The following is a 267-nucleotide window of genomic DNA, read 5'->3' on the forward strand; positions in this document are numbered from 1 at the left end:
GCGCCACGCCGGCCGAGCTGGTCGCCACCACGGCGCGGCTCAACAACGCGCTCCGGCGTCTCGGCTCGGGCTGGGCGATCTTTGTCGAGGCGCAGCGCAGTCCCGCGCTCGACTACCCCGATTCCGATTTTCCCGATTCGGTCTCGGCGCTCGTGGACATGGAGCGCCGCGAACAGTTCCGCGAGGAAGGCGCGCATTTCGAGAGCGCCTATTATCTCACCCTGCTGTGGATGCCGCCGGCCGAGGAAGCGGCGCGCGCGGAAGGGT

At 69.3% G+C, this 267-nt stretch carries 1 pseudogene; it reads left to right on the plus strand.

The features are described from left to right. Nucleotides 1-267, plus strand: a pseudogene (locus AX735_RS00945) (conjugal transfer protein TrbE); the annotation flags it as partial.

This window comes from Blastomonas sp. CCH1-A6 (genome assembly GCF_001556365.1).
Classification (GTDB): Bacteria; Pseudomonadota; Alphaproteobacteria; order Sphingomonadales; family Sphingomonadaceae; genus Blastomonas; species Blastomonas ursincola.